This is a genomic window from Paenibacillus sp. NPDC093718 (assembly GCF_050279985.1).
Classification (GTDB): Bacteria; Bacillota; Bacilli; order Paenibacillales; family Paenibacillaceae; genus Paenibacillus_AQ.
Map to the genome: position 1 here is coordinate 22579 of NZ_JBNNUS010000011.1, position 21172 is coordinate 43750.

Sequence of the window (21172 nt, forward strand, 5' to 3'; positions counted from 1 at the left end):
GTGATAACATAAATTGAGTTATATATAGTTATACACTTTTCCCTAAGTCCGCACAAATGGTATTCCGCTTGAATTCAAATTTTATCTCGAAAGGTGATGAATGTTCAATGGCACTTCAACAAACTTGGGATTTGGAATCGATATTTCCAGGAGGCTCTTCCTCTCCGCAGCTCGTGGGCTTTCTTGAGGCACTTGAGCAGGATATACATAATCTTCAGCAAGCCGTTAAAGCATTGACCGTTCCGGAAACCATGGAGGCCGCATCCAGCCTTGAACGCTTCCTTGAACAATTTCAGAGTGCCTATGCCCGCATCCGTGAAGTCTCTGCATTCGTGGGTTGCCTGACCGCCCAGAATGTGAATGACAAGAAGGCGGTTCAATTATCCGGACGGGTAACGTCGTTGTCCGCGACCCTGCAATCGGTTAAGAACCAATTCGATAACGTTCTCCGTGGTATGAATGACGAACTCTGGACTGCTTGGACCAGTAAGGATAAGGTGTCCGAGCTTGATTTCGTATTGAACGAAAGCCGTAATCTCGCTAAAGAGAAGATGAGTCCCGAGTTAGAGAGCCTGGCCCTATCGCTTGGCGTAGACGGTTACCATGGATGGGGAGAGTTCTATGATACCATCGTTAAGAAAATCCAAATCCCGTATGAGGAAGACGGTAAGACGGTCGTGTTGTCCGCAGGACAGGCATTCAATAAAATGCATGATCCTCGCCGGGAAGTGCGTCAATCCATGTTTGAAAAGTGGGAGAAGGCATGGGGAGACTCCGCTGATTACTGTGCGGATACCCTGAACCATCTATCCGGCTACCGCCTGAAGCTTTATGAGAACCGCGGCTGGGAGGATGTCTTGAAGGAGCCGCTTGCGATTGGCCGGATGAGCCGTGAGACCCTGGATACCATGTGGGCGGTCATTCAGGACACGAAGTCGGTGCTTGTGGAATACCTGAACCGAAAAGCCAAGCTGCTTGGTCTGGAAGGTTTGTCTTGGACTGATGTAGATGCCCCGCTGCGTACTTCCGCAACCAAAATCTCATATGACGATGCCGCTGTTAACATTGTGGAGCAATTCCGCAAGTTCAGTCCGAGATTGGCGGATTTCTCGCAAATGGCGTTTGACAAGAGCTGGATTGAGGTTGAGGATCGTCCCGGCAAGCGACCTGGCGGTTTCTGTACCTCCTTCCCGGCAAGCGGCCAGACCCGGATCTTCATGACGTTTGGCGGAACGGCCTCGAACGTTTCGACCCTGGCTCACGAGCTCGGCCATGCCTACCATCAGCATCTGATGGGGGGAATTCCGGTGCTTAACCAAAAGTATGCGATGAATGTTGCCGAGACGGCATCTACTTTTGCCGAAATGATTGTTTTTGATGCGATGGTGAAGGGAGCCGGCAGCGAAGAAGAAAAGCTGGCTCTGCTGGAAGAGAAAATTCAGAACAGCGTAGCTTTCTTTATGAATATTCATGCGCGTTTCTTGTTCGAAACCCGCTTCTATGACAAGCGGAAGAGCGGTCTGCTCAGCAGCGAGGAAATTTCGGAATTGATGGTGGAAGCGCAGAAGGAAGCCTATTGTGATGCTCTGACATCATACCATCCGCATTTCTGGGCATCCAAGCTTCATTTCTATATTACCGGAACGCCGTTCTACAATTTCCCGTACACCTTCGGTTATATGTTCAGTACGGGCCTCTATGTTCGGGCATTGGAAGAAGGTCCGAGCTTTGCGGACAAATATGATGCCCTTCTTCGCGACACCGGCGTGATGTCGGTGGAGGATCTGGCGAAGAAACACCTGAATGTGGATCTGACCCAGCGGGATTTCTGGCAAAGTGCAGCAGATTCCTGCGTATCCGATATAAGACAATTCCTGCAAATGACGGAGCATATGGCGTGATTTGTTGATTTTCATCGGAAAAACAGATGAAGAATTTCCTTGGAGGACATTTTCCTCTTAATACATGCATTTTCCAACCTATGGAGGAGCCCGATCGGGCTTCTTTTTTTGTCGTAAAAGAAAGAAAGTTGACGCAATAAAGGAGTGAAAAACTAAATTATTTGTGCAATTTTAGTAATAAATACCCAAATGTGTTGAATATTGTTGATACATTGATTCCTTTACCCTATAATGAGTCATAAGCCCTAATAATAGGGAAGATTTACTAATAAAGGAGGGGAGAAGGGATGGTAAAACTAGATCAATTATCACTGGCTAGACAGCTGGACATCGTGTTTAAAGAGCTGGAAGAAGAGTTGGCAGGTCTAAGTTCAGGGACAGTATTTGTACAAATACGAAATAATGTAATTGGTAAATTTGGCATACGGCATAATCCATTGTCTGGGCGTAACGGGATCATAGCTCCGCTAGAGGAGGGGCTAAGTGAGGCTCAACAATTCTCTTTTCGTTCAATGGCGCTTGAAAGTCTGAAACATAAACGCCATTGGACACATGGCGAAATCAGTTATGAATTTATGGTACGACAAGGCATCGTCGTTGTGGACGCTGTGCTTGAATCCAACTATAACATGGCAACCTTGATGATTCGGTACCCTCGTAATACATATGCCGAAGCTGCTTCGGAATCCTGAAATCATTTATCATATAGAACATATAACGAAAGAGGCGATCTTTGGGGAGAAGATCGCCTCTTTCTAATTACGGCTGGAGGGAAGAGATGCGAATTACAGGTTCGAACGACCCGATAATTGCTGCTCAGCCAATTGAACCAGACGTTTGGTGATGTAACCTCCCAAAGAACCTGTTTCACGGGAAGTATAGTTACCCATGTAACCGTCTTGTGGAAGCGTCACACCCAGTTCTTGAGCAGCTTCTACTTTCAATTGTTGAAGAGCTGCAGTTGCTTGAGGTACGACAAGATTGTTAGAAGAACGACCTTGAGCCATGTCATGTCACCTCCTTTGATGTTGTATGTGGATATTATGACTGAATCCTAGGAATCTCATTCGTGCTGGAGGCAGATCATTGGCTGGTAAAATTATCCGATTGAAAATTGTCGTTATCTTAAACAAACAAAGAGCAGCCCTCTGAAACAAAGGGCTGCTCTTGTTGAAACATTAAGTACATGAAGATCTTATGGTTCACCGGAATTTGCTATTGCCCTTGCTCCGCCTCCGGTGTTGTTTTTTGGATGCTGATCTGGGTATTCAGGTTCACGGTCTGTCCCGGTTCCAGATGAATCAGTCCGGTTTCTTCATCCGGCAGATTCAAATTGGGCGCGTTCGGAAGCCAGGTATACGGCTCGATGCAAAGGAAGTCCTCTGCGACGCCTTTCGTATAGAGCACCCAGTGCTTGAAAAAGGCGCGGTCAGCCGAATAAAGGATTTGATAACCATCATCCCGTTGAAGCATGGCTTCAGCCGGTTTGCCCTCTGGAATCTTTAATATCGTATCCAGGTCGGCTTCCTTCAGGTTTAGTCCGGAATTCAGATGTTCCAGATGGCCTAGCGGTGAAAGATCTCCGGTTGGGATCAGTTCATTATTCAAGGTATAAATGCCCTCTACCGGCAGATCCAGCGTCCAGCGATGCGGCTCACCATCAAGCAGGAACCACGTATGGTAACCCATGCCGAACGGGACAGGGCTGGAACCCAGATTCGTTACACGAAGACTCTGCGATAAGCGGGTCTCCTGAAGACGGAAGGTCATTTCCAGCTTCAGCGGTACTGGGAATTGGGCGATCCATTTCGGATCATCCGAAGAAATGAACTCTGTCGAAACGGCGCACCCATCATCCTCTTCCTCTATGTCGCTGACACACCAAGCCTGTGATCGGTGGAGACCGTGGATATGATTGTCGTTCGCGGTATTTTGATCAAATTGATACGATGTTCCGCCGTACTCAAACTGGCCTTTGGAAATCCGGCCTGGCGGAATGAGCATCGGGATGCCGAAGTGGTATGGCTTCTGAAGATAGAAGGCAAGCTCACTTTCATCTGGTTTTCGGAGGATTTCGCGTGAGTTTTCAAGGTCTTTGATTCCAATGACATTGTTACCAAGACGAGGAAGGAGAGTCACTTCAAGACGGCCGCTGTTTAAAATATAGGTGTCGTAACCATTCCACTGGCCTTTGGTCACTTGATTCATATCGATGCTCCTTTACTAACAGAAATCATGGTCTGGACGATTAACCACATCATAACAGATTTTTGCGGAAAGGGTAAAAGAAATGCTTCAAAACATGGGGCGACTTGATTCTAAAATGGAATTGACAAGGGAGAGCAAGAGTTTTATCATTGCATGTAATAGTGATCCATAATGATTGAAACACGATGACAAGGACAAGTAAGCAGGTGCGGCCCATCCTTCAGAAAGCCGGTGGTTGATGTGAACCGGTGGATCCGCTTTGCTGAATGGACCTTTGAGTGCTAGGCTGAACAGGGATTATACTGTTATTCCTTAATATGCCGGCCGGGTATTCTCCGTTACAAGAATGGAAGGCTGCAGTTTAAGTATCAGAGTTACTGGAGCGAATAAGGGTGGCACCACGGTCTCACGTCCCTTGCGGATGTGAGGCCTTTTTGCGTTCATATATGTTCCCCTGAGCGGGGCAGACTTTGGATTAAAAAATATTTAAATAAATGGAGGGCAAGTCATGAAAACTGTATTATCGGGAATTCAGCCGAGCGGGAATTTGACACTGGGCAATTATATCGGAGCCATTAAAAATTTTGTTAAGCTCCAAGACGAGCATGATTGTTACTTTATGGTTGTTGATCTGCATGCCATTACGGTACCGCAGGAGCCAAGCTCGCTCCGAGATCGCTCCGAATCGGTGGCGGCACTGTACGTAGCAGCCGGAATCGACCCGAATCGCGCCAATATATTCTTGCAATCCCATGTTCCTCAGCATGCCGAGCTGGGATGGATTATGACAACGATGGTGAATATGGGCGAATTGGAACGGATGACGCAATTCAAGGACAAATCGGAAGGTAAAGATTCCGTAGGAGCCGGTTTGTTTGTCTATCCAGCGCTCATGGCTGCAGATATATTGCTGTATAATGCCAATCTGGTACCGGTAGGAGATGACCAGAAGCAGCATTTGGAAATCACGCGCGATTTAGCTGCACGGTTCAATCATCGGTTCGGTTCCTATTTCAATATTCCGGAACCGTTCATTCCGGAAGTAGGCGCACGAATTATGTCGCTGGATGATGCTTCTAAGAAGATGAGCAAGAGTAATCCGGTTGAGGGCAGTTATATTGCGATGCTGGATACGCCGGACCAAATCCGCAAAAAGATCAGCCGGGCTACAACCGACTCCGGTGCCGAAGTGGTCTATGACCCGTCCGCTAAACCAGAGGTTAGCAATCTGATGAGCATCTATTCGGAGTGCGCTGGGGTGTCCTTGCAGGAAGTACAGGCGCGTTTTGAAGGAAAGATGTACGGGGCATTCAAAAAGGAGCTTGGCGAAGTTGTAGTAGCCGCTCTGGAACCACTTCAAAACAGATACTACGAAATTCGCCAAACCGGTGAAATTCATGACATTCTGGCCAAGGGAGCAGAGCAGGCACAGAAGACTGCAGCCCAAATTCTGGATGGCGTCAAGGACAAAATGGGCTTTCTGGCTCCTAAATAAGCAGGACTCTTCCTAAGAAGGCCTGCGCTTGGATTTGATAATGAATCCCCAGCCTATGTTGAGAATGGAGAGTAGAGCCAGACCGACAGCCAGAAATCCGTTGTAGCTGATGGATATGGCGGAAGCGGTCAGCAGGACGATCGAAGAGACCGCAAACCATAGGGATAAGCCTTTACTCATATGAAAAAAACCTCCAAAGATAAAAATTTAAAAAATACGTATAACGTTGCAAGAAGGAGCCATAATAAGTTTGCAAGCTTGCACTGGAATAACAGACATTCAGTGAAGGGAGATATTTAATATGGCACGCCGCAGCAACAATTTGGTTGTACCTCAAGCTACTGCAGCATTACAACGTTTGAAACTCGAGGCTGCTCAAGAACTAGGCGTAACGATTCCTCAGGACGGTTACTATGGTAACTATACTTCCCGTGAAACAGGATCCCTGGGTGGATACATTACAAAACGTTTGGTACAGCAAGCAGAACAGGCTCTTTCGGGGTCTGGCCGCACGCTGTAATCTCTTTTTCATAACGTGAGTATGGAAGCCCGGAGCGCTATGATTGCGCTCCGGGCTTTGTATTCATATTAAGGATTCGACACCCACCTTTGTTACATAGACAAATTGTGCCTTAAACAACGGCATAACGTCAAGATTATATCGCTTCCAAATGTCACTGAATTGTCATATAGATGGATCGAATTCCGAATGATTGCTAAACACTTTTTACTAATGATATGATAAACTTTATAGCGGAGGCAGTACTTCCTCCATAACGACAGATACAAGGAGGAACGTTTACACGTGGATAATCACTTGAGATACCAGGCTCCTTCAGAATCCGCAGCACTTGCCTCGGCAGCGCCTGCACCTCCCGATAAGGCGGGGACTTGGAAAGATTTTATCACGGTGACGAAACCCGGAATCATCCGGTCAAATTTGATAGCGGCTTTTGCCGGATTTTGGCTAGCATCGCGTTGGGATATCCAATTTGGATTGATGATTATGACACTTCTCGGAACCGTGCTTGTTATGGCTTCGTCCTGTGTTTTCAATAACTATTTCGACAGAGAGCTCGATATGAAGATGGAGCGTACACGGAATCGCTCACTTCCAACCGGACGGCTGACACCTAAGGTTGTTCTTTGGTATGCCATCATTCTTGGAATCGTCGGACTAGCTATGCTATTCCTGTTCTCAGGGGTATTGGCAGGCATATTCGGAGCAATCGGAATGTTTGTATACGTTGTGGTATACACATTATGGTTAAAGCGCTCATCAACTTGGAGCACATCGGTAGGCGCTATTTCCGGAGCGATGCCTCCGGTGATCGGCTATGTGGCCGTAACAGGAAGCGTAGATATGGCTGCAGTTTTGCTGTTCGCTCTACTGTTTCTCTGGCAGCCCCCGCATTTCTGGGCGCTGGGCATTCGCCGCGTTGAAGAGTACCGCGCAGCAGGCTTCCCGTTGTTGCCGGTTGTAAAAGGAATTAAACGCACAAAGTATCAGATGATTCCTTACCTAGTACTTCTTATACCGATCCCCATCCTGATGTACGCGTATGGGTATGCCGGTATATTCTTTCTGGTTATCGGACTCCTTCTGGCGATTTGGTGGCTCTACGCCGCACTCCAAGGTTTCCGTGCCAAGGACGATGAAGCTTGGTCCAAAAAAGTATTTATTATCTCCATCAACTACTTGACCTTGAGCCTGATCGTTCTCATACTCAATACCACCTTTTAATAGGTTGAAGGGCTTAAACGCTGCACTAAACCTGATAAGAACAGGGATTGCCTGAGACGAAGGGAGAACGGGGAAGGTCATGAATGCATTCAAACGTTACAAATGGACTTGGGTACTACTCGCTGTCTGTGTAATAGCAGCTATTTACCTGGTATACAACTCGCTAGGATTAGGAAAAGAAAAGTTTCCTATCGTTCGTGAAGTTGCCGCTTACTCCATGGAGAATGTGGATGGAAAGACGATCACATCGGATGATACCAAAGGCAAGGTAAAGCTCATGTACTTCTATTTCACCAGCTGCCCGGATGTATGCCCGATTACGACACTGGTTCTTTCGCAAATACAGGAAGACTTGAAGAAAGAGGGCCTCTTCGGTAAAGAGGTTAACTTCGTGTCCATCTCCTTTGACCCGGAAACCGATACCAAAGAGAAGATTAAGGAATTCGGGGACCGCTTCTATGCTGATTATAACGGCTGGTACTTCCTGCGCGGAGATCAGGAGGAAACTCGGAAGCTGATGCAGGACTCCTTCAAAATCCCGCTGCTCGGCAATAACTCGACGAATTTCACACATGGCAATTCCATTGCATTGGTTGACCGGGATAACAATATTCGGAAGACCTATAATGCAGCAGACCCGGCCCAAGTGAAGACCGAGGATATTGTGAAGGACATTAAGACCTTAATTAAGGAATAACTTATAGGTAAAACCAAAAGGCGCGCTCTATCGTTAAAGATGGAGGACGCCTTTTTGATTTAAAATAGGGATTTCGGATGTATATAGTTTGTTAATGAGAACTTGGACAAATTAGACAAGGTTTCATCAGAACTCAGCAGGAGGCGGGTAAATAATGAACTCTTCCAGCCCGGCCTTCTCTAACTGGGCAATCAGGTATTCGTCAGGCGTACCTTCAACTCCGGCGTAACCCCGGCGCGTATAAATCTGTTCGGCATCAGGGAAGATGTCGCGCAGGGCACCGCGAATTTTCTTGCCGGAGCTGTCGTTATCCATAAAAAGATAGACCTCTTGATCCTTCACCTGTTTATGAAGGCTTTCAAGCTTGGCGGTGTTTAACGTTCCGAACGTGCACAAGATGGTTATATCTGATGTCAGCAATCGGCGTAGACGACTTCGGTCGTTCTTGCCCTCTACAATGAGGAATATCGGCATCTTTTTCACCTCTGTCATGATACGGAGTTCTTTGGCGGCATTCCCCGGGAAATGATAATCTGCCGTCGAATGATGGTTGTGTCGAATGATGTATGTATAGTGTAACTTGTTTTTTACCGATCATGCAAAGCAGGCAAAATAAACGGCCATCCACTGGATGGCCGCAACGAGGTTAACCCATGTATTCTAGTAGAAACAGCTCAAGATGATGACGAGCAGAATATACAATACAAGAACCATCCCTACAGAATTTCCATGGCCTCCTGTATGACAATGTTTATGATGATGAACATGACTCATGATTACTTCACCCCTTGGTTAGATGTACGTGGTCATTTGCCACACTGTATCTTATGTGGATTTACCCATATGGATTGTGTATTGGCCCATCCGCATCTTTTTGGGCGCTGACTCAAGCCAGGTACAGCTTCCTTAGACGGTTGAGATGGGGGCTTCCGGTGAGATGGCCGTTAAAGGTGCTTCACGATTGCGTTTGGGGAGCAGCAGCAGAACGGTCATCAGCATTAGAAACGCAATGAAATAAGGTGACACCACCGTTCGGAGCTGTCCAGCCGCAATAGGGCCGACAAAGGAACCAAGCGACATGGCGATGGATTGAAATGAGAATACTTTCCCGAGTCTGCCTCCGCCGCTTAGCTCGATGAACAATGAGGATAATGCCGGAAACAGCAATCCTTTAGCTAGCCCGAGTGCAAACAGGATGATCATAATCGGTACATGGTCAGCTGCGGCCAGAGCGTAGAAGCAAATAGCCAGCCCCAATACGCCGATGGCTACTCTGATATGGGGCGCATAACGATTGAGAAACAGCATGCTTAATGTGACCAAAGCTCCAAGACTAATGACGGAGAATAGAAGTCCGGTGGACATAATGCTTGCCAGCCCGCTTTCTCGCAGCGGTATTTCAAAAAACAGGATTCCTTGAGAGCATGCGATAGCAAACGGGATCAAATATAAGCGCAAGCTAAAAGGAAGCCGCGCCGGTGTCCCGTTGTTGATCGGAACAGCAGCCTGACCTTTATCCTTAGCAGTGGCTGACAGAGGCTTCGGGAGACTGAGAAACGCCATCAAGCCGGTGAAAATCAAAAGCCAGCCCAGACTCTGGAATGTACCGGAAAATCCTGCTTTGGCTACAATGAAAGCGCCGGCGGCCGGGGACAAGACAGAGGCAAGAGTGTGTATTACGCCATGACCGGACATATATTTGCCTTGCGTAACAGGATCCCGGGAGAGTGACGCAAGCAGTGCCAGACAGGCCGGTGACAAAAAGGCCAGAACGAATCCGCTGATCGAGCGGAGCACGAGCAGCTGCCAGGGCAATTGAACATGAGCCTGGAGCAGCAGAATCACACCAGCGGCGGTTAAGCTGAAAATAATGTAGCGTCTGCTGCCGTGCCGATCGATCAGATTGCCTGCAAGCAGATTGCCAGGCAGATGGGTCAGAGCATAAATGCCCATCATCCAGCCGATAAACGTAGGGGCTGCGCCAAGAGAGATGGCAAAGGGCGTCAGTACAGGATACTGAGCATGCAAATCAAAAAACGCCAGAAACAAAAACATATAGAGCCATAAAGCGGTTTTCAATATGGCACCCTCCTATCCGGCAAAAGTTGATATGTTACTACTACTTGTACGTTCGAAAGGGCAAGCTTATACCTTTTTGTGAAAAGACCCGGTTGGCTGACAGCTTTGCGGGGTATCATGTATAATTAATAAGACGGCCATGAACCGCCGCTTGTGAAACGATGAACGGGAGTGAATTGAATTGGATACTCAGGTCTGGATTGAATTTCTCAAACAAAACTGGCTGGTCATTGCCATCGCCTTAATTATCTTATTTATTGTGCTGAATGTGGTGAGAACCGTCATTAAGTGGGCGCTGGCCGTACTCATCATTGGGGGATTGTTGGTGTACAGCGGTATTTCACTGGAAAAAATCGGCGATGTTGTAACCACAGTGAAGGAAGAAACGGTGGATACGATTAAAAAGGAAGCGCTGAACATGATGATGAAAGAAGCGAAGGAAGCAAAATATACTTCGAATGGGGACGGTACCTACTCCATTAAAGCTCCCAATCTGGAGCTGAAAGGAAGCGCCGGTTCCGAAGAGGTTGAAGTCACTTTCCGCGGTGTTTCGGTAGGCAAGTGGGATATCAACGATACGATCCAGAGCTTTATCGACGATGCCAAGAGCAATACAGCCTCTAAATAAAAAAAGATAGAACGCAATCGGAAGCGAATGTACGAGGGCGGCAGCGTTGTTAGTGCTGCAGCTCGATTACATCGATTGACAAGACATCATGGGGAGAGGAGGGGATACCGTTGATGTCGGCATGGAAGGATAGTGTGCTGGGTGGGAACGGAATCACCATCTTGCTGCTGCTGATTGTGGCTTTTTCACTATTACAGGGATGGAGTCGCGGAGCCTCCCGGTCAGCCGGGAAGCTTGTTTTTTTTCTGGGGGATGCGGTGCTGCGCCTGGTCGGGCTTGCGATCTCCGTTCCTTTTACACTATGGTTATCACCTAAGGCAGGCGATTGGCTGGGTACGGTCTCCACTTTACCGAATCGAGAGCTGCGCTTCTGGGAACAGATTTATTATACAGCCGTAAAATCGCTGGCGGATTTCCCGCTGCTGCGGTTTGCGGTGCTGTTTATGTTAAGTTACGCCCTTATCGTGTTTATGCTGCGTCTGCTCGTTTCCCTGATCATGGGGGGCAGGCTGGGACTCTTCGGAACGAGAAAAGATACATCGGCATCGCTGCTGAGCCGGCTAACAGGTGCGGGAATTGGCGTCATCATGGGCGCAGCGCGGAGCATTATTGTTATTGCGATCTTATTCATCTACGTCAGTCTTAATCCCGATCACGCTTTTAGTCGGTACGTTGAGGCTTCACCCGTTTATCAGCAGGGGGCGAGGGCAGTTATAGAGCCTTTGTCGGGCTCTCTCGTCCGCGAGAAGCTGCCAGTCTTTACCCAATCGGTTCAGGAAGAATTGAACGGGATCATTCAGCGGAAGTATGAGGTCATCGACCACAAGATTCCCGAGGGCATTGAGCAAACGGCAGCCCATGTCGTGAAGGGTGCGGCAACCGATGAAGAGAAAGCGCGAAAGCTCTATGATTGGGTTGGCAGCCGGATAACATATGATCACGACAAAGTGACCTTGTATGAAGAGCAGCGGATATGGAAAGAGCAGACGCCGCAGGATACGTACGATACAAGGTTAGGCGTGTGCATTGATTATGCCCGGCTTTATGCCATGATGGCCCGGTCTCAGGATCTGAAAGTACGGGTCGTAACCGGCAGGGGATATAATGGTCAAGGCGGTTATGGTCCGCATGCCTGGAATGAGGTCTACTTGAGTGAAGAGAAGCGATGGATACCGCTGGACCCGACCTGGGCACAGAGCGGAAACTGGTTTAACTCGCCTCGCTTTAACGAAACGCATATTAAAGAGCAGGTATTTTGATCGGTGTGTTGATATGGATAAGGGCGGACTTTGTAACAAGAGAAGTCTGCCCTTTCCCATCAGGAGGGCCCTTCCAGATGAAGTGGGGGGGCGATTATGTTAATATGGGTTTATGTGATTGTGGATAAAGGGGAGAAGCATACGTGAAAGGGTTTAGGCCGGATAAGCGCAAACAAGAAGAACGAGATGCCGGCAGTCAGTTTAACTTGCGGGTTAATCTATTTTTTTTCAGCACTTTTATCATATTCTGTGTCGTTATTATACGTCTTGCTATACTGCAGTTCGTTGAAGGGCCTGAGCTAAAAGAGCTCGAAACCGGCGGGCAGGTTAAAAATTTCCCGCTACAGCCGATCCGGGGCAGCATCATCGATGCTTCCGGAACGCCGCTTGCCTACTCGACACCCTCCCAAGCACTGTATTTAACGCTGTTAAAGGATTACAGTTCATCCGAGCGAGGGAAGAAGAACCGTCCGGAGATCGAAAAGCTGGCTGAGGAAATGGTCAAGGTCTTCGAACAGTATGGTGATCCAAAAGCCGAAAAACTTACGGTGGATGATGTGATCAAAGCGATGGACCTGGAGTTCAACAAGCAGCCGGGTTATGAGCCGAGACGCATTAAAGCGAATCTTTCAAACAAAGAAGTCGCTTATTTCATGGAGCATAAGAACGAGTATCCTGGAGTAGAGGTTGTTGAAGAAAGCCAACGTCTATATAACCCGGACCAAATCGCCGTTCAAACGATTGGTTATTTAAGAGAGTTCCGCGGAAATAAGACACTTCCTAAATATAAGGAGATCGATGAGCAGAACAAAACGCAAAAAGATCCGGGACTCATCTACACGGAGCAGGAGAAGGTCGGTGTAGACGGACTCGAAATGATGTTCCAGGATGAGCTGCGCGGCAAGAACGGATATATCGGTATTCCGATTAATCCCCAGAACATGGCGGACGGGGTGCCGACGATGATTGCCCCGGAGAAGGGCTACAATATTCATACGACGATCCACAAGGATATTCAGAAGGTCGCACAGCAGGCGATCATTGATCAGCTGAAATGGCTACACGCCAATCCGGTTTCCGGTAAAACGCATCCGGATGCGCTAACGGGTTATGCCGTAGCGATGGAAGTGGATACCGGCAACATTGTCGCTATGGCCAGCATGCCGGATTATGACCCCAATGTATGGGAGAATGGAACCGACGATTGGGAAACTGTTATGAAGTATTACGGAAACGGGACCATCTCTCCATATAACTCCGGCCGATCCGGAAACAATCTCGAGTCGGTTGTGCTGTTGGGTTCAACAGTAAAGCCATTAAGTGTACTCATTGGACTTAATGAAAAATTGTTCGGTCCGAACGATTATTACTATGATGGCGGTGCTGCATTTTTTGGTAAAGATAATTCAAGGGTTCAGAACTCCGGTGGAAGAGCTTACGGATCTTTAAGTCCAAGAAGTGCGATTGAACATTCTTCAAATGCCTTCATGGTTGACTGGGTTGGGGAAAGATTGTGGAACAAATATGGCTCTGAGTCCGTTAAAAAATGGGATGGATACATGAAGAAATTCGGGCTTGGGGTATCTACCGAATCCGGTCTGCCAAAGGAGCATAAAGGAATCATCGAGTATACCAATATCGAGCAGGCGGGAAGTTATCTGGCTGCCATGGCATACGCTTCATTCGGACAGTCCGGTAAATATACGACGCTCCAATTGGCTCAGTATGCCAGCACGCTTGCCAATCGGGGAGAACGCATTCGGCCTCAGCTTGCGAGCAAGATTGTGGATCAGGATGGCAATGTGATCAAGGAATTCAAACGCGAAGTATTGAACAAAGAAGAATTTCCTCAGCAGTATTGGAATGAAGTCATCGCAGGGATGAATACGCAGGGGCTCCGGGCTTTCGAAGATTTCAAATATGATTTTGCGCGGAAAACCGGAACATCCGAGCAGGATGTCTATATAAATGGTAACAGAAAGAGATTGGAAAACGGGGTGTTTATCGCCTTTGCTCCACGGCAAAATCCGAAGCTGGCCGTCGCCGTGGTCATACCGGAAGCCGGCTTCGGTTCCCAGAGTGCCGCGCCGGTTGCCCGTAAAATTTTCGACGCGTATGACGAGATTTACGGCCTTGACGGAACGCCTCACCCTAAAAAAACCGAGGGTGAGAATGGGGATGGCAGTAACGAATAAGAGGATATTTACAAAAACGGCAGCCAAGTGCCCTAAATGGGTTGGCTGCCTTTTCTTTATCCGTTACACATGGGCGTCCGGGGCTTTGTCCGCCACCAGATTCAGGACGACGTTAAACTCCAGCAGCGCTTTGAGGCCGCAGAGTACCATGGTGTATCCTCCCATGGAATCAATAGCTCCCTTTACCATTTCATCCCCACTGCCTGTAAATCCGGAGTGGGTAATGGCAACGAAGGTCTCATGATCGCCCCGTGGCGTGAATGTCCACTCGGTTTTGGTCTGGTCCGAAGACTCGATCGCGATGCGGCGGTTGACTTCGATATGTTGAACATACACGTCATCATGTACCCCATACATCTCCCAATCCCAGCGGATATGGCGGCCTTCCTCCAGCTTGCCGCTGCTTTTGGTAAACCAGAACTTGGTTGTCATCTCAGGGTCGATGAAAGCCTCGAATACTTCTGAAACGGGTCTTCGAATCAACATCTCTGCCGTCACGACAGGGGTCTCATTGAGTTTGGTCATATGATTTTATGACTCCTTTTGAGGTTGTCTTCAGTAATATCGTAGCATAAAGGAAATCATATTCTTTCTTTTACATTGCTCATTTATTTCAAGGGTCGTGCGCTTTGTTCGAGAGCTTGGGAAATACTACTTGAGGCTAGCGTTACCTCGGTTTTGGCATGTCCGGGGGCTACTATTCATAGGGAATGTTTTGACGCCCTGCCTTTTGTGGTAAAATGTCGTTATGTTTGTTTGTGATTCGTAAGGGGGTTAATACCATGAAACATAAATATCGATTGTTGGCACTGGATATGGACGGTACGCTGCTGCGGGACGATCATGAAGTGTCTGAGGAAACGGTGAAGTGGATCAAGGAAGCGGTACGGCACGGTATTCATGTCTGCCTCTCGACAGGCCGGCCGTTTCAGGATGCTTATCCGTATGCCAAACAGCTTGAACTGACGACACCGATGGTAACGGTGAACGGAGGCGAGGTATGGCGTGCGCCATATGAATTACACCGCCGTGCATTGCTCGACAGCAAGCTCGTGGAGCAAATGCACGCACTGGCCATTGAAACCGGATCATGGTTCTGGGCGTATTCAGTAGAAAGATTGTATAATTCTGAGAACTGGACCGACGATATCGCGAATCAGGAATGGCTGAAATTCGGTTACACCACGAATGATCATGAGGTACGCCACAACATTCTGATGCGCCTGCAGGATATGGGCGGACTGGAGATCACGAACTCCTCGCCGGATAACCTGGAAATCAATCCGCTCGGCGTTAACAAAGCGACCGGAATCGGACAGGTGTGCGAGCTGCTCGGCATTAGCATGTCCGAAGTCGTAGCCGTAGGCGACAGCTTGAACGACCTGGCTGTGATTCAGCAGGCCGGCCTCGGCGTGGCCATGGGCAATGCCCAGCAGACGGTTAAGGATGAAGCGGATCTTGTGGTTTCCAGCAACAATGAGGACGGTATCGTTGAGGTCATCAGGGATCATATTTTGATCGAAGGGTGAGATGTTGATGGACGTATTGGGCTGGATTATCGTAATCGCTCTGTTTATCATTGGGATGGCCGGGGCGATTTACCCTATTCTGCCGGGGGTTATCGCCATTTACCTGGCGCTGTTTGTTTACGGCTGGTTCTTTACATTCGAGCATTACAATACATGGTTCTGGATTATTCAGACGATTATTCTGGTGGTGCTGTTCATTGCCGATTATGCGGTTAACGCCTGGGGGGTTAAGAAGCTCGGTGGTTCCAAAGCCTCGATATGGGGAAGCACCATCGGACTGATTATCGGACCGTTCGTTATTCCCGCTTTTGGATTGATTATTGGGCCGTTCCTTGGTGCATTTCTGGGTGAAATGCTGGCAGGCTCGGGAGCAAGCAAATCCATGAAGGTTGGTTTCGGATCGGTCATTGGATTGTTCAGCAGCATTGTGGTGAAGGTTATTTTACAGCTCGCGATGATTGTTATTTTCTTCATTTGGATTTTCTAATAGACGCTTAGGAATCGCTGTAAGAGGCGCTTTGGAGGAGAAAGAAGGGTACGGTTTTGTCAAAGAAAGAGTCATTTATTAAAGGCACGATCATCTTGGCCGCTGCTGCGCTGGTAGCCCGGGTCCTGGGCCTTGCTCAGCGGGTGCCCCTAGAGCATATGCTGAATGATATTGGGGATGCCTCATTTACGATCGCCAATAACGTATATTTAATGCTGTTAACGGTAGCAACGGCCGGCATTCCCAGCACGCTCAGCAAAATGGTATCCGAGCGTCATGCTTTGAACAAGCCTGCGGAGGCCCGGCGTGTCTATCATGCTGCACTTATTTTTGCCGGAGCAGCGGGTGTTGTGATGACGCTGCTGCTTTATTTCGGAGCACCTTATTATGCTACCCATATTGCTAAGCAGCCGGAGGCCGCCGCGGCCATTCAGGCACTCGCCCCAGCGCTGCTGCTGTTTCCAGCCATCGCCATGATGCGGGGATACTTCCAAGGGCGCAATAATATGACCGCTGGCGGGATATCGCAGATTATCGAGCAGATTGCACGCGTTCTGACAGCGATCGGCCTGGCTTACGTGCTGCTGCGGATGGGATACGACGATACCTGGATTGCTGCCGGGGCCTCCTTCGGTGGCGTGCTCGGCAGTATCGGAGCATTTGCGGTCATGCTGTACTTCACGGTAAAACTTCGCCGAAGTGATCGTGAGCTCAAGATGCCGGCGGCGGACCGCTCCATTCCGCTTGGCGGGATATACCGGGATATATTCACGCTTTCTATACCGATTGTGCTGTCTTCCCTGGCGGTTCCGGCTGTTAACTTCATTGACAGCTCTATTGTTAAGCCACTGTTGATCGGGCAGGTTGGCCTAGGGCAAGCAACCTCAGCCCTCGCGGTATTGGGAAACCGGGCGCAGAGCGTGGCAGGGATTCCGCCGATTCTAGCCATTGCCCTCAGCACCTCGCTCATACCGATCATCTCTGCCGCTTTTGCGAAGAAAGATCAGGAGCATTTGGAACAGCAAGTATCGCTGGCTATGCGGGTTGCCATATTGACGGGTATGCCGATGGTGATTGCGCTATGCGTTGCATCCTATTCCATTAATGGTTTGCTGTTCAGTTCCTTGGGCGGCAGCGGGATTATTGGATTTCTGACGTTCGGTACGATTTTCCAGATCACGATGATGACCACAAATTCCATTCTTCTTGGAATCGGCAAGGCCAAGCTCTCGATGATTCACGTGATGATCGGGGTTGTGGTCAAGCTTGCAGCCAGCTTCCTGATGGCTCCGTTTTTTGGGATTTACGGTATCATTGGAAGCACGGCGCTCTGTTTCCTTGTCATTACGATGCTGAATATAAGATCGATTAAAGCGATTGTATCCTTCTCCATCCTGGGCAAACGCTGGACGGGCTTCGTGCTGACGGTGCTTGCTGCCGGGGGAATCGGATATGGCTTGAATCTGGCCGGTATTCAGATGGTCGATGTCATGCCGGCACGGTTGGCGTTCCTGCTGACTTGCCTGGTTGTAGGCGTGGCCGTGGTCATCATATATCTTGTCCTCCTGGTGGTGTTTGGCGTATTGCGTCAATCGGAGCTGAGCAGTTACCCGCGCCTTTTGCAGAAGGTGTTCCGTCCGCTTATGAGGCTGCAGCCTGCACGTATGCGGGAGCGGGGATAAAGACATAGACTTAGTTTCACTCATCGTGTAAATAGAACCGAACAGAGACCTTCCTTGCAGTATCGGGATGGTCTCTTTTCATTTTAATGCGGATGGAACTGATCAGACACATCATGCACGATGGAGGTTTTCTCCAGAGCGGCCCGATGGGCGTGGGTGATATCCGGCAGCAGAGGCCGTAACGGTTTGCAGATATGCCTAAACATCGCCCGGCCTTGAAACCAGTCGTACCGGGGAATCGGTTCGGGGGGTTCATCCTCCCAGATCTCCTCAAGATAAGGGCTGTACAGACGCTGGCCACCCGGGAGCCATTCTGATGTGATGAGGTCAGATCCAGCGTGGCCATGATTCATGGCTTGCTCAAGGGTCGGCGTAAACAAGGCCGGCCAGTATTCAGCGCGCGATCCCTGGTGCTTGGTGGATCGCGCGAAGGCCAGCACAGCTCGGTAAATCTCCTCATACCCAAACAATAAAGCATACAGCGAACGGCCTGCCTTGATCCGAATGGACAGGTCGTCAAACTTGGGGATGGTAAGCCCGGCCAGCGGCCTGGTTGGGGATAGGGGCTTTTGCCCAGCGCTTGTCCCCGACTCCGTTCGATGGACTTGATCCAGCGGAAACACGATTTGATTCAACCGGGTCAGCTCATGCACCCGAAAGAAGGGATCCTCTAGAATATGTTGTCGGTAAAAAGGATTTCTCGCCACACGCCCCTCAATATAGTTCTGCTCATTAATGATGAGTGCCACCGTAAGCAGCGAACTGCTCTGATCCTGCCAGAACTGTTCCCAGAACGGTGTCATGAACGATGAAACATGAAAGTGGGGGAGTAAATGAAATAGGGGCTTGCCTTTATTTCGACTGTGTATATAGAGAAGCAGCTGGGGGTAGGCGTCCTGGAAGATCAGCGCATTGCAGCGCTCCAGGAAACGGTACAGATTGCTCTTGAATGTCGAATCCATGAGATCCGACATCAATCCGCCCTTCAGATCGCTCATATTCCACCCGGCATTACGCGATACCATATGGGCCAGTAGGGCCCAATGCAGCTCAGGATGCGATACATAACAGTCCAAATAGGCTTGCGTGCGCGTTACGTTGCTCCGATTAGCTGCGGCTGCGGCCTCCTGAATATGATGAATCAACTGATGCTCTTCTTGAGATAGCTGAGCATCCACACCTGGTTCATGAATCCGAATCTCGCTATACCCTTGCATGGAAGGGAACGGAAACGGGGAAACGCTCTGCTGCAGATAGGGATGGGAGGATAGGATTTCCTTGAGCTTTACGCGAACTCCCCTTACCACTGCAGGGTCCCATTGCAATTCGTGTCTGCTTGTCCGGAGTTTTAAGGAGAATCGCCATGATGCGATCATCCCTGACCATGATTCTGTCAGGGCCTGCGGAATGGCTGCCGCCCATGACCATAGGTCTTTGCTCTGGTTTTTTTTATCTTTGACTCCGTTCGAGTGCATTCGGGGGTCACCTGCACTTTCTGATGGTTAATCCCTGCCTGTGAACATCATAATGTCAGTATGCTCTAAAATTTGACTTCCACTCAACATTTTGATTCACTAAGGGTGAAGGAACTCGACGTAAAGGGGAGATAATCAATGGAAAAAATCACTTCGGAAGCAGAATTTCAGGTTGCAATCCAGTCTCCGCGATTGACTGTTGCCGTATTTAAAGCAGACTGGTGCGGCGATTGCAAGTTTATCGATCCATTCATGCCGGAGGTTGAGACAAAGTTCTCAAATCAATTGACTCTGGTAGAGGTTGACGTCGATGCTGTCGGTGACGTGAGTCAGCAGCAAAATATTTTGGGTATCCCCAGCTTTGTTGCATACTCCGATGGACGAGAGCTGGTTCGCTATGTTAACAAACTCCGCAAATCGCGCGAGGAAATTGAAGATTTCCTGCAGCGTGCCGTGGATGTATACAGTACGATTCATAAGTAAGGGTGACCATAGCACCGCCGCCTTGATCTATAACTGGCGGCGGTGTTGTTTTATATCGACTTAAGGTATGGCATGAAGTCAAGTACCTGGATCATGAAGGTTTTTCTCATTTTTGAACATTTTGTCACAATCGCTCAAGTGACCGTAGCGGTAGAATCAGGTATAATGAAATGTGGACTGTGTACGATGCGATCCTGTAAAGGTTTAAATAGTGAATGATTATGAGCAGCAGGTGAGATAAGTGAACGATAAACAATTAAAATGGCTGAGTTACATCACATGCTTAATTATGTTCTGCGCAACGTTCGGAGGCATGGTTGTGACAAAGACGGGCTCGGGACTCGGTTGCGGCCAGGAGTGGCCGCTGTGCAACGGTAAATTTGTTCCCGCTTACACGGTATCTTCCATGATTGAGTATTCCCACCGGGCTGTCAGCGGAATGGCGGGTTTGGCGGCACTCGCATCATTGATTGCGTTCTGGAAGTACAAGCGGGATCGCCGGGATTTGATGGTTTATGTTATCGGGACCTCGGTATTCGTTATTGTACAGGCGATCATGGGTGCGCTTGCGGTGGTTAAGCCTCAATCGGCTGCGATTATGGCGCTGCATTTTGGCTTCTCGCTGATTGCTTTTGCTAGTTCTGTCATGCTGGCTCTGGGTATGCGGCGGGTAGAACAGGCGAAGGGGCCTATTGACCTGGAGGGTCTGCCGCGAGTGGGCAAGAGCTTCCGTAATTTAGTATGGGGCACAACCTTGTACAGTTACATCGTGGTTTATATCGGTGCATTCGTCAGCCATACCGATTCCCGGGAAGGCTGTTCCGGCTGGCCGCTGTGCAACGGGGAAGTGATCCCGGAGCTGAGCGGAGGGGTCGGCATCGCCTTTATGCACCGCGTGGCGGCGCTTCTGCTGCTGATCGTTGTGGCTGTGATGGGGCATTTTGCATATTGGCGCAACCGTGACAACCGGGAGATCCAGATGCTGGGCATCTCGGCAACCGTGCTCTGCCTGCTGCAGGTGTTCAGCGGCGCCCTCATTATGGCAACGATGCATAACGAGGAGGTTTACGTATTCTCCGCACTGGGGCATACCTTGCTGATTTCCGCTTTATTCGGCGTACTTTGTTATTTAAGTGTCAGGGTTTGGCAGCTCAGCAGGCCGGTTAAAACCGAAATGCGGCCGGATCATAGCATGCCCCGTGAAAAAATCGTATAATAAGAAGCAAAAATCATGAAAAAAAGATCGAATTTAAGGCAACATATGTTATGCAAAGTCCCCGAGCCAGCGTTCGAGGGCTTTGTTGTATAGT

The 21172-nt window shown here is 48.9% G+C and carries 21 protein-coding genes and 1 other annotated feature; of the genes, 14 read left to right on the top strand and 7 right to left on the bottom strand.

What is annotated here, in order from left to right:
- Nucleotides 1-107 precede the first annotated feature (107 nt).
- Nucleotides 108-1901, top strand: coding sequence for a M3 family oligoendopeptidase (locus tag ACQKPA_RS26655; RefSeq protein ID WP_427495484.1), 1794 nt, complete (start codon nt 108-110; stop codon nt 1899-1901).
- Between the two features lie 287 nt (nt 1902-2188).
- Nucleotides 2189-2593: an O-methyltransferase gene (locus ACQKPA_RS26660; protein WP_427495485.1), complete on the top strand. Its 405-nt coding sequence runs from the start codon at nt 2189-2191 to the stop codon at nt 2591-2593.
- 93 nt (nt 2594-2686) lie between these two features.
- Here ACQKPA_RS26660 and ACQKPA_RS26665 read toward each other — a convergent pair whose 3' ends face one another.
- Together ACQKPA_RS26665 and ACQKPA_RS26670 are read right to left on the bottom strand one after the other, a co-directional pair.
- Nucleotides 2687-2908 carry an alpha/beta-type small acid-soluble spore protein gene (locus tag ACQKPA_RS26665; RefSeq protein ID WP_007131961.1) on the bottom strand — a complete coding sequence of 74 codons (222 nt, stop codon included), beginning with the start codon at nt 2906-2908 and terminating at the stop codon, nt 2687-2689.
- Nucleotides 2909-3116: 208 nt separating this feature from the next.
- Nucleotides 3117-4109, bottom strand: a complete 993-nt coding sequence (locus tag ACQKPA_RS26670) for an aldose 1-epimerase (protein ID WP_427495486.1) — start codon at nt 4107-4109, stop codon at nt 3117-3119.
- Nucleotides 4110-4285: 176 nt separating this feature from the next.
- Nucleotides 4286-4528 (top strand) — a binding site (T-box leader).
- A gap of 89 nt (nt 4529-4617) precedes the next feature.
- Between ACQKPA_RS26670 and trpS the strand changes: the two genes are divergently transcribed.
- Nucleotides 4618-5604: a tryptophan--tRNA ligase gene (gene trpS / locus ACQKPA_RS26675; RefSeq protein WP_100539248.1), complete on the top strand. Its 987-nt coding sequence runs from the start codon at nt 4618-4620 to the stop codon at nt 5602-5604.
- A gap of 12 nt (nt 5605-5616) precedes the next feature.
- Here the strand turns inward: trpS and ACQKPA_RS26680 are convergent, their stop codons facing one another.
- Nucleotides 5617-5784 carry a hypothetical protein gene (locus ACQKPA_RS26680; RefSeq protein ID WP_164817467.1) on the bottom strand — a complete coding sequence of 56 codons (168 nt, stop codon included), beginning with the start codon at nt 5782-5784 and terminating at the stop codon, nt 5617-5619.
- A 121-nt stretch (nt 5785-5905) separates the two neighbouring features.
- Between ACQKPA_RS26680 and ACQKPA_RS26685 the strand changes: the two genes are divergently transcribed.
- From ACQKPA_RS26685 to ACQKPA_RS26695, 3 genes are all read left to right on the top strand, one after another.
- Nucleotides 5906-6124: an alpha/beta-type small acid-soluble spore protein gene (locus ACQKPA_RS26685; protein ID WP_015737431.1), complete on the top strand. Its 219-nt coding sequence runs from the start codon at nt 5906-5908 to the stop codon at nt 6122-6124.
- Between the two features lie 285 nt (nt 6125-6409).
- Nucleotides 6410-7348, top strand: a complete 939-nt coding sequence (gene cyoE, locus ACQKPA_RS26690; protein WP_100539247.1) for a heme o synthase — start codon at nt 6410-6412, stop codon at nt 7346-7348.
- 79 nt (nt 7349-7427) lie between these two features.
- Complete coding sequence (locus ACQKPA_RS26695; protein WP_427495489.1) at nt 7428-8045, top strand: SCO family protein; 618 nt, start codon at nt 7428-7430, stop codon at nt 8043-8045.
- 126 nt (nt 8046-8171) lie between these two features.
- On the opposite strand, the gene ACQKPA_RS26700 is transcribed toward ACQKPA_RS26695, so the two are convergent.
- Both ACQKPA_RS26700 and ACQKPA_RS26705 read right to left on the bottom strand, forming a co-directional pair.
- The gene (locus tag ACQKPA_RS26700) at nt 8172-8519 is read right to left on the bottom strand and encodes a toprim domain-containing protein (protein WP_216530885.1); all 348 of its coding nucleotides are present in this window, start codon (nt 8517-8519) and stop codon (nt 8172-8174) included.
- 432 nt (nt 8520-8951) lie between these two features.
- Nucleotides 8952-10124, bottom strand: coding sequence for an MFS transporter (locus ACQKPA_RS26705; protein ID WP_427495490.1), 1173 nt, complete (start codon nt 10122-10124; stop codon nt 8952-8954).
- 181 nt (nt 10125-10305) lie between these two features.
- Between ACQKPA_RS26705 and ACQKPA_RS26710 the strand changes: the two genes are divergently transcribed.
- The 3 genes from ACQKPA_RS26710 to ACQKPA_RS26720 all read left to right on the top strand — a co-directional run bounded on the left by ACQKPA_RS26710 (nt 10306) and on the right by ACQKPA_RS26720 (nt 14206).
- Nucleotides 10306-10752 carry a hypothetical protein gene (locus tag ACQKPA_RS26710; protein ID WP_427495491.1) on the top strand — a complete coding sequence of 149 codons (447 nt, stop codon included), beginning with the start codon at nt 10306-10308 and terminating at the stop codon, nt 10750-10752.
- Nucleotides 10753-10862: 110 nt separating this feature from the next.
- A complete protein-coding gene (locus ACQKPA_RS26715; protein WP_427495492.1) occupies nt 10863-12011 on the top strand; it encodes a transglutaminase domain-containing protein in 1149 nt (382 codons plus the stop codon).
- 143 nt (nt 12012-12154) lie between these two features.
- Nucleotides 12155-14206: a peptidoglycan D,D-transpeptidase FtsI family protein gene (locus ACQKPA_RS26720; protein ID WP_427495493.1), complete on the top strand. Its 2052-nt coding sequence runs from the start codon at nt 12155-12157 to the stop codon at nt 14204-14206.
- A 63-nt stretch (nt 14207-14269) separates the two neighbouring features.
- On the opposite strand, the gene ACQKPA_RS26725 is transcribed toward ACQKPA_RS26720, so the two are convergent.
- Nucleotides 14270-14731 carry an SRPBCC family protein gene (locus tag ACQKPA_RS26725; RefSeq protein ID WP_427495494.1) on the bottom strand — a complete coding sequence of 154 codons (462 nt, stop codon included), beginning with the start codon at nt 14729-14731 and terminating at the stop codon, nt 14270-14272.
- A 257-nt stretch (nt 14732-14988) separates the two neighbouring features.
- On the opposite strand from ACQKPA_RS26725, the gene ACQKPA_RS26730 reads away from it, so the two are divergent.
- From ACQKPA_RS26730 to ACQKPA_RS26740, 3 genes are read left to right on the top strand one after another with little or no spacing between them, the layout of a single operon-like run.
- The gene (locus ACQKPA_RS26730; protein ID WP_427495495.1) at nt 14989-15735 is read left to right on the top strand and encodes a Cof-type HAD-IIB family hydrolase; all 747 of its coding nucleotides are present in this window, start codon (nt 14989-14991) and stop codon (nt 15733-15735) included.
- A gap of 7 nt (nt 15736-15742) precedes the next feature.
- Entirely contained in the window at nt 15743-16222 is a 480-nt protein-coding gene (locus ACQKPA_RS26735) for a DUF456 domain-containing protein (protein ID WP_427495496.1), read from the top strand.
- 56 nt (nt 16223-16278) lie between these two features.
- Nucleotides 16279-17904 carry a putative polysaccharide biosynthesis protein gene (locus tag ACQKPA_RS26740; RefSeq protein ID WP_427495497.1) on the top strand — a complete coding sequence of 542 codons (1626 nt, stop codon included), beginning with the start codon at nt 16279-16281 and terminating at the stop codon, nt 17902-17904.
- Nucleotides 17905-17987: 83 nt separating this feature from the next.
- Here ACQKPA_RS26740 and ACQKPA_RS26745 read toward each other — a convergent pair whose 3' ends face one another.
- The gene (locus ACQKPA_RS26745) at nt 17988-19379 is read right to left on the bottom strand and encodes a DUF2515 family protein (RefSeq protein WP_427495498.1); all 1392 of its coding nucleotides are present in this window, start codon (nt 19377-19379) and stop codon (nt 17988-17990) included.
- 138 nt (nt 19380-19517) lie between these two features.
- Between ACQKPA_RS26745 and ACQKPA_RS26750 the strand changes: the two genes are divergently transcribed.
- Complete coding sequence (locus tag ACQKPA_RS26750; RefSeq protein WP_071222388.1) at nt 19518-19862, top strand: thioredoxin family protein; 345 nt, start codon at nt 19518-19520, stop codon at nt 19860-19862.
- A gap of 241 nt (nt 19863-20103) precedes the next feature.
- Complete coding sequence (locus ACQKPA_RS26755; RefSeq protein WP_427495499.1) at nt 20104-21078, top strand: COX15/CtaA family protein; 975 nt, start codon at nt 20104-20106, stop codon at nt 21076-21078.
- Nucleotides 21079-21172 lie beyond the last annotated feature (94 nt).